This window comes from Dolichospermum sp. UHCC 0352 (assembly GCF_009711925.1).
Lineage (GTDB): Bacteria > Cyanobacteriota > Cyanobacteriia > Cyanobacteriales > Nostocaceae > Dolichospermum > Dolichospermum lemmermannii.
This window is the reverse complement of the sequence record NZ_VIKY01000080.1, coordinates 1-7,878: the sequence shown is the minus strand read 5'-3', so window position 1 is coordinate 7,878 and position 7,878 is coordinate 1. Positions and strand designations below refer to the sequence as shown.

General features: G+C 42.8%; 7 protein-coding genes. 6 read left to right on the top strand and 1 reads right to left on the bottom strand.

Annotated elements, in window-relative coordinates:
- The first annotated feature begins 490 nt into the window (after positions 1-490).
- The 6 genes from FJR06_RS05350 (at position 491) to FJR06_RS05325 (ending at position 7,209) form a co-directional block, all read left to right on the top strand.
- Positions 491-1,354: a cyanophycinase gene (locus tag FJR06_RS05350; protein ID WP_015079845.1), complete on the top strand. Its 864-nt coding sequence runs from the start codon at positions 491-493 to the stop codon at positions 1,352-1,354.
- A gap of 173 nt (positions 1,355-1,527) precedes the next feature.
- Positions 1,528-4,224: a cyanophycin synthetase gene (gene cphA, locus FJR06_RS05345; protein WP_015079846.1), complete on the top strand. Its 2,697-nt coding sequence runs from the start codon at positions 1,528-1,530 to the stop codon at positions 4,222-4,224.
- Positions 4,225-4,349: 125 nt separating this feature from the next.
- Positions 4,350-4,541: a DUF2862 domain-containing protein gene (locus FJR06_RS05340; RefSeq protein WP_041457884.1), complete on the top strand. Its 192-nt coding sequence runs from the start codon at positions 4,350-4,352 to the stop codon at positions 4,539-4,541.
- A gap of 85 nt (positions 4,542-4,626) precedes the next feature.
- Complete coding sequence (locus FJR06_RS05335) at positions 4,627-5,727, top strand: ArsA family ATPase (protein WP_015079847.1); 1,101 nt, start codon at positions 4,627-4,629, stop codon at positions 5,725-5,727.
- 92 nt (positions 5,728-5,819) lie between these two features.
- Positions 5,820-6,854 (top strand): chlorophyll synthase ChlG, encoded by a 1,035-nt coding sequence (chlG, locus tag FJR06_RS05330; protein ID WP_015079848.1) that lies wholly within the window; start codon positions 5,820-5,822, stop codon positions 6,852-6,854.
- Positions 6,855-6,939: 85 nt separating this feature from the next.
- Positions 6,940-7,209, top strand: coding sequence for a hypothetical protein (locus FJR06_RS05325; RefSeq protein WP_015079849.1), 270 nt, complete (start codon positions 6,940-6,942; stop codon positions 7,207-7,209).
- A gap of 364 nt (positions 7,210-7,573) precedes the next feature.
- Here the strand turns inward: FJR06_RS05325 and FJR06_RS05320 are convergent, their stop codons facing one another.
- Positions 7,574-7,825, bottom strand: coding sequence for a hypothetical protein (locus FJR06_RS05320; protein WP_015079850.1), 252 nt, complete (start codon positions 7,823-7,825; stop codon positions 7,574-7,576).
- Between the last annotated feature and the right edge of the window lie 53 nt (positions 7,826-7,878).

The window sequence follows — 7,878 nt, the reverse complement described above, 5'->3', positions numbered from 1 at the left end:
GTTCCCTGTTCCCTGTTCCCTGTTCCCTATTCCCTGTTCCCTGTTCCCTGTTCCCTGTTCCCTGTTCCCTGTTTCCTGTTCCCTGTTTCCTGTTTCCTGTTTCCTGTTTCCTGTTTCCAAGTGAGATCAAAAGTTTTTCTAGTTACTTGATTTATGTTTAAATATTGTCACTACTAAATTTAAATTAATAATCCCACCAAAGTTAACAACTTCCGGGATGCATCTAGCCAAGCTCAGAAGTAAGAGTGTCAAGGCCGACTAAAACCTAAATCCAGAAGGGAATTATAGTTAATTTAGCACTATAATTCCCGGCTGGAAAAGTAGATAGGTAAAAAACAAGATGCTGGCCATGAGAATGACGGACATGAGAAAATTGAGGCATCGTGTGCGTCAAGCAGTGTCCTCTCATTAAAGCAAAAGGCGAAAATTAACAAGTAGCAACCCTTGTTGAATTAACCTGAAGTTGTTGACTCCCTCAAGCAGAAACACAATGCCGCAGTTAGAAGTTAAATCGCTGGAAATGAGGACACCCCAAGCTACTAAAACCGCCGTACTAGTTATCGGAGGCGCAGAAGATAAAGTTCATGGACGAGAAATTCTGAGAACTTTTTTTGTTCGTGCTGGTGGTAACAAGGCGTATATTACAATAATTCCATCAGCCTCCCGTGAGCCTGCCATTATTGCTGGTAGGTACGTTCGCATTTTTGAAGAAATGGGTGCGGAGAAGGTTGAAATTTTAGACATTCGGGAACGGGAACAATGCGAAAATCCGGAGATTAAAGCATCCCTCGAAGCCTGTAGTGGTGTCTTCTTGACAGGAGGAGACCAACTGCGTCTTTGTGGAGTCCTCTCCGACACACCAGCAATGGAAATTATCCGCCAGCGGGTGAGAGCCGGACAACTGACTTTAGCAGGAACAAGTGCTGGAGCAGCCGTCATGGGACATCACATGATCGCAGGTGGTGGCAGTGGTGAAACCCCCAATCGTTCTCTAGTGGATATGGCAACAGGCTTAGGATTCATTCCTGAAGTTGTCGTTGACCAACATTTCCATAACCGGAATCGCATGGGGAGATTAGTTAGTGCGATCGCCGCTCACCCTGATAGACTGGGCATTGGTATTGACGAAGACACCTGTGCTGTGTTTGAACGAGATGGTTGGTTACAAGTTATGGGCAAAGGCAGTGTCACCATTGTTGATCCTACAGAACTTACCCACACCAATGAACCCAATGTTAGTGCTAACGAACCCTTAACTTTACATAATTTAAGACTACATATCCTCAGTTACGGAGATCGCTTCCATCTTTACCAACGTACTGTTTTACCTGCTGTGCATCGCATCTCTAGCTGACGGTATAGAGTATCTCAGATGACAATGATTTGACCGCGCTCTGATTTCTTCCTGTTTTCAGATTTTAGATAAATAATATCTAATCATAAAAAACTGTTTGACATGAACAGTTTAGCGGTCAATTCCAGTAAGAAACTAGAATTTTGGTTCCGAATCTCCATCTACCTATTCCCATGAGAATCCTCAAGATCCAGACCTTACGCGGCCCAAATTACTGGAGCATTCGACGGCACAAGCTGATCGTCATGCGCCTAGATTTAGAAAATCTTGCCGAAACGCCCTCTAATGAAATCCCTGGCTTTTATGAAGGATTAGTAGAGGCTCTCCCCAGCCTAGAGGGTCACTACTGCTCCCCTGGCTGTCGGGGTGGTTTTCTGATGCGGGTGCGAGAAGGCACCATGATGGGTCATATAGTGGAACACGTAGCCTTGGAACTCCAGGAATTAGCGGGAATGCACGTAGGTTTCGGTCGCACCCGTGAAACTGTCACACCTGGAATTTATCAGGTAGTGATTGAGTACCTAAATGAAGAGGCGGGTCGCTATGCAGCACGGGCAGCAGTCAGGCTATGTCAAAGTATTATTGACCGGGGACGTTATCCCAAAGCCGAACTAGAGCAAGATGTTCAAGACCTGAAAGACTTTTGGCGTGATGCTTCGCTAGGACCTTCAACAGAAGCTATTATCAAAGAAGCGGAGAAAAAAGGTATTCCTTGGATGCCTTTACCAGCTAGATTCTTAATTCAATTGGGCTATGGTATCCATCAAAAACGGATTCAGGCCACAATGACCAATAACACAGGCATTCTTGGTGTCGAACTAGCTGGTGATAAAGAAGCTACTAAACGGATTCTCGATGCCAACGGTGTTCCAGTTCCTAGAGGGACAGTTATCAATTTCTTTGATGATTTAGAGGAAGCCGTTGAATATGTTGGTGGTTATCCCATCGTGATTAAACCTTCAGATGGTAATCATGGCCGGGGTATTACCATTGATATCCGTAATTGGGAAGACGCAGAAGCCGCTTATGAAATGGCTAGACAGGTTTCTCGTTCAGTGATTGTGGAAAGATATTATGTAGGACGAGATCATCGGGTATTGGTAGTTAATGGCAAGGTAGTTGCTGTAGCGGAGAGAATCCCCGCCCATGTCGTGGGTAATGGCAAATCTACGATTACAGAGCTAATTGAAGAAACAAACCAAGATCCCAATCGCGGTGAAGGTCATGATAATGTCTTAACTAAGATTGAACTAGACCGTACCAGCTATCAACTCCTAGATAGACAAGGCTACACCATCAATAGTGTGCCACCCCAGGGAGCAATGTGTTATCTGCGGGCTACAGCCAACTTGAGTACAGGTGGTAGTGCTGTAGATCGCACAGACGAAATTCACCCGGAAAATATATGGTTAGCACAACGGGTAGTGAGAATCATCGGTTTAGATGTAGCTGGGATAGATATTGTCACTTCCGATATTAGCCGTCCGCTCCGAGAAGTAGATGCGGTAATTGTCGAAGTCAATGCCGCCCCTGGTTTCCGAATGCACGTCGCCCCCAGCATTGGTATCCCCCGCAATGTCGCTGGTGCGGTCATGGATATGCTGTTCCCCAATGAACAATCTGGACGGATTCCTCTGCTCTCTGTCACAGGCACAAATGGTAAAACCACCACTACCCGCCTGTTAGCACATATCTATAAGCAAACTGGTAAAGTAGTAGGCTACACAACTACAGACGGTACTTATATCGGTGATTTCTTAGTAGAATCAGGAGATAATACAGGTCCTCAAAGCGCCCATGTTATCCTTCAAGATCCAACCGTAGAAGTAGCGGTATTGGAATCGGCTCGCGGTGGGATTCTCCGCTCTGGGTTGGGTTTTGAAAATGCTAATGTAGGTGTGGTATTAAATGTGTCTGCTGACCATCTGGGCATCGGCGATATAGATACTATTGAACAATTAGCCCATCTCAAAAGTGTAGTTGCTGAGGCTGTTTTTCCTGATGGTTATGCGGTACTCAATGCCGATGATCACCGGGTTGCAGCGATGGCAGAAAAGACTAAGGCAAATATTGCCTACTTTACCATGAATCCAGACTCGGATCTGGTACGGAAACATATTCAACAGGGTGGAGTGGCCGCAGTCTATGAACATGGTTATCTGTCTATTGTCAAAGGTGATTGGACGCACCGCATCGAAAGAGCAGAAAATATTCCTTTGACAATGGGTGCAAGAGCGCCATTTATGATTGCTAATGCTTTAGCTGCTAGTTTGGCGGCTTTTGTTCAAGATGTCACCATTGAGCAAATTCGGGCTGGTTTAAGAGGCTTCCGTGCTTCTGTGAGTCAGACCCCAGGACGGATGAATTTGTTTAATTTGGGTAAACACCATGCTTTGGTAGATTATGCCCACAATGCGGCTAGTTATGAGGCTTTGGGGTCATTTGTTCGGAATTGGACAACGGGACAGCGCATTGGTGTGATTGGTGGTCCGGGCGATCGCCGTGATGAAGATTTTGTGACTCTAGGTAAGTTATCAGCAGATATCTTTGACTACATTATTATTAAAGAAGATGATGATACTAGAGGTAGACCTCGTGGTTCAGCTTCAGATTTGATTATTCAAGGCATTACCCAAGTTAAGCCTAATTACCGCTTTGAATCAATTTTGGATGAAACCACAGCTATTAACAAAGCCTTGGACATGGCTCCTGATGGTAGTCTGGTGGTAGTTTTGCCAGAAAGTGTGAACCGGGCTATTAAGTTAATTAAGATGCGAGGTGTACAGGAAGAAACCCAGCCACAGCAATCAACTAACAATGATTCGCAAAATGGTGTAGCTTCTTCTTCGGCGATTAATACACTGATTTAGGAGCATCTCTTGTTGGTAAATTGCCCTCAGACTGATGAATAATTTAAGTCTGGGGGTTAATTAATGGTGGGTAAGTGACAGATTCCGCTACACTGAGATTTGGATTATTTTATTGTAACTAGATCATGGACATCGGACAGAAAGTTAAGGTGATTCGTTTGCGCGATCGCGTATCCTCTACTATCGCTCAAAAACTGGGAAAAGTTGGCACGATCTCTGGCTACAAAGTCACTGACGGGGCGGGAATCGGTGTGGTAGTTAAGTTTGATGACAACTTCTCCACCTGGTTTTTTGAAGATGAAATCAAACCAGCCTAGTCAAAACAACTTACAGTAGAGGCTAAGAAGATTGGTTAAGTGCTAAGTTGTTATTGAAAAGATCGGCAAAATTGGAAATTGAGTAATGGCCTTGATACTGACATTTTTGGGCAAAAACGGCATCGCTCGCAGTAAGATAGCGATCGCCGCAGCCATTAGTTTGGCAACACAAGGCAAAAGGGTACTTCTAGCAGGACTAGCAGATCCAACATTGCCAATTCTACTCAATACTACTCTGACTCCTGACCCCCAGGAAATCTCTCCTAATCTACAAGCAGTACAGTTTCAAGCATCTGTACTGCTAGAACGCAACTGGGACGAAGTGAAAAAATTGGAGGCTCAATACCTCCGCACACCGATTTTGAAAGAGGTTTATGGGCAGGAACTGGTGGTATTACCAGGTATGGACAACGCCCTTGCTCTCAATGCGATTCGTGAATATGATGCCAGTGGCAAATATGACGCGATTATCTATGATGGCACAGGCGATGCTGCCAGCTTGCGAATGTTGGGAATGCCAGAATCTTTAAGTTGGTATATGAGACGATTTAGGCAATTGTTCGTAAATTCCGATTTAGGGAAAACAATTACCGAATCTCCCCTAATTCAACCTTTAATTAGCAGTCTTTTTAATATTAATTGGACTGCTGATAATTTTTCTCAACCCACTAACCAAGTTAATAATTTTCTCGAACAAGGTAAAGCTGCTTTAGCTAATCCCCAGCGAGTTGCCGCTTTTTTGGTGACAACATCAGAACCCATTGATGTGGCAAATTCCCGCTATCTGTGGGGAAGCGCCCAACAAATTGGTTTAACTGTTGGTGGAGCAATCTTAGTTGCTGATGGAGAAAATACTAACTTATCCCAGGAATTTGCACCTCTACCTGTGAGCATAGTTCCTGATGTCTCCCAGGGGGAATGGCAACCTCTGATAGATGCTTTACCCAACTTTGTTGAGCAAGCATTACAAGCTAACCAACCAATTGAAATTGACGTACATAATCGCCAAGTCCGCTTATTTTTACCTGGTTTCGACAAAAAACAGGTAAAACTTACTCAACAGGGACCAGAAGTCACAGTAGAAGCCGGAGATCAAAGACGTAATATCTTCCTCCCCCCGGCTTTAAGTGGTAAACCTGTAACTGGTGCAAAGTTTCAAAATAGTTATTTGATAATTTCTTTTTAGGGATTGGGGACTGGGGATTGGTGACTGGGCAATAATTACCAATTACCCATTACCTATTACCAATCACCTATTACCAATTACCATTACCCCTTATGTCTGAATCAACTCCCATTGACCCAAATTCTCAGCCGAATGAGGCTATAGAATCAACAAATCCAGAAGTCACAATTGCAGAAGACCGTAATGCGAAAACTCGGCAATTGCTGGGAATGAAAGGTGCAAGTGCTGGGGAAACTTCCATTTGGAAAATTCGCTTGCAATTGATGAAACCGATTACCTGGATTCCCCTAATTTGGGGTGTGGTCTGCGGTGCGGCTTCTTCTGGTAACTACACTTGGACTTTAGAAAATGTTTTGAAGTCTGCCCTTTGTATGTTGCTTTCTGGTCCTTTGTTGACAGGTTATACCCAAACCATCAATGATTATTATGACCGAGAAATTGACGCGATTAATGAGCCTTACCGTCCCATACCTTCGGGGAGAATTTCTGAAAAGCAAGTAATTAGCCAATTCGTGCTTTTACTATTATTAGGATGTGGGGTGGCTTATACCTTAGATTTATGGGCAGGTCATCAATTTCCTACTGTTTTAATGTTGTCCGTTTTTGGGACTTTTATCGCCTATATCTATTCTGCACCACCATTGAAATTAAAACAAAATGGTTGGTTAGGAAATTATGCTTTGGGTGCAAGTTACATTGCTTTACCTTGGTGGGCTGGTCATGCTTTATTTGGAGAATTGAATTGGAAAATTGTGATTCTGACTCTATTCTACAGTTTGGCTGGTTTGGGTATTGCCATTGTCAATGATTTTAAGAGTGTGGAAGGCGATCGCCAATTAGGACTACAATCATTACCAGTTATGTTTGGCATCCAAACTGCGGCTTTGATTTGTGTAGTCATGATTGACTTATTTCAAGGTTTGGTGGCAGGTTATTTGGTGAGTATTCACGAGAATTTATATGCAGCAATTCTCGTCTTATTAATCATTCCCCAAATCACTTTCCAAGATATGTATTTTCTCCGTGATCCCATAGCCAATGATGTCAAATATCAAGCCAGCGCCCAACCGTTTTTGGTTTTGGGAATGTTGGTAACAGGTATTGCATTAGGTCACGCTGGCGTTTAATTGAATATATCTTCAGCTAGACGTGAGCAATGAGGAGTTAGGAGTTATATTAATTTCTAACTCCTCACTTATTTTATAAATTGCCATGTTGAATTTTATATCTTTTCTAATTCAGGGAATAAAAGCATTCTTGATTCCGATTTGCTTTATCACATCTTGGACTGTGATGGTTTTGGTATTTTTGAATTTATGGACAGCAACAAAAGAGACTGTTAAAATTGCTCAAGAAATGCACAAAATCCCCTGTCCTAATTGCCAATTTTTTACTAATAATTATCGTCTTAAATGTACAGTAAATCCATACATTGCGAATACAGAAGAAGCAATTGGTTGTCAAGATTATCAATCAAATTAATTGTTATGTCTGGGCTTTCTATTTGTTGTGGATTATTTGTAGGGGTTTAGCAATGCTTACTGGTGTCAACTTAGGCTACAGATACTTCGACAAGCTCAGTACAAGTGGCTTATTTGTTTGGGTTCCACACCCACCAGGGAATAAATTCCCTGTCTAATAGATCAAGTCCGTTAAAACGGACTAATACATTTTCCTAGTATTCAGTCATCTTTAGATGACTTACGCTATTAGACAAGGAATATGGCTTACGCCACGCTGCGCTATCATTCCCAGTCGGGCTATGGGTTTTACGTTAAGTTGACACCAATAAGCATTGCTAAACCCTTTCAGCCGATTAATCCAGCTATTTGAAAATGAGTAAAATTCACGACAACTCATTTTTGGTCAGTTTCTTAGATACCCAACTAATAATGCCACTAAATAGCGCACCACCCATCAATATACCAATAGCAGGATTAAATACTGGCATCCAGAGTTTGTGCCACAAATCTAAACCTAAATTGATTCCCGAAGCATCACCAATCACGGCTATAACAAGCCACGCAAAACCTAAAATCACTAAAAAAACATCAGCGACTAAGATTAAGTTGAGCCAGTTTAATAATTTGTCTTTCATTTTGATTGGTCAGTTGTCAGTTGTCAGTAGGGGCGAAGCATTTGGAAGATAAA

Excerpts from the sequence above, each read along its gene's own strand:
- FJR06_RS05325 (WP_015079849.1), top strand. The coding sequence starts at position 6,940 with ATGTTGAATTTTATATCTTTTCTAATTCAGGGAATAAAAGCATTCTTG.
- chlG (WP_015079848.1), top strand. The coding sequence starts at position 5,820 with ATGTCTGAATCAACTCCCATTGACCCAAATTCTCAGCCGAATGAGGCT.
- FJR06_RS05340 (WP_041457884.1), top strand. The coding sequence starts at position 4,350 with ATGGACATCGGACAGAAAGTTAAGGTGATTCGTTTGCGCGATCGCGTA.
- FJR06_RS05350 (WP_015079845.1), top strand. The coding sequence starts at position 491 with ATGCCGCAGTTAGAAGTTAAATCGCTGGAAATGAGGACACCCCAAGCT.
- cphA (WP_015079846.1), top strand. The coding sequence starts at position 1,528 with ATGAGAATCCTCAAGATCCAGACCTTACGCGGCCCAAATTACTGGAGC.
- FJR06_RS05335 (WP_015079847.1), top strand. The coding sequence starts at position 4,627 with ATGGCCTTGATACTGACATTTTTGGGCAAAAACGGCATCGCTCGCAGT.
- FJR06_RS05320 (WP_015079850.1), bottom strand. The coding sequence starts at position 7,825 with ATGAAAGACAAATTATTAAACTGGCTCAACTTAATCTTAGTCGCTGAT.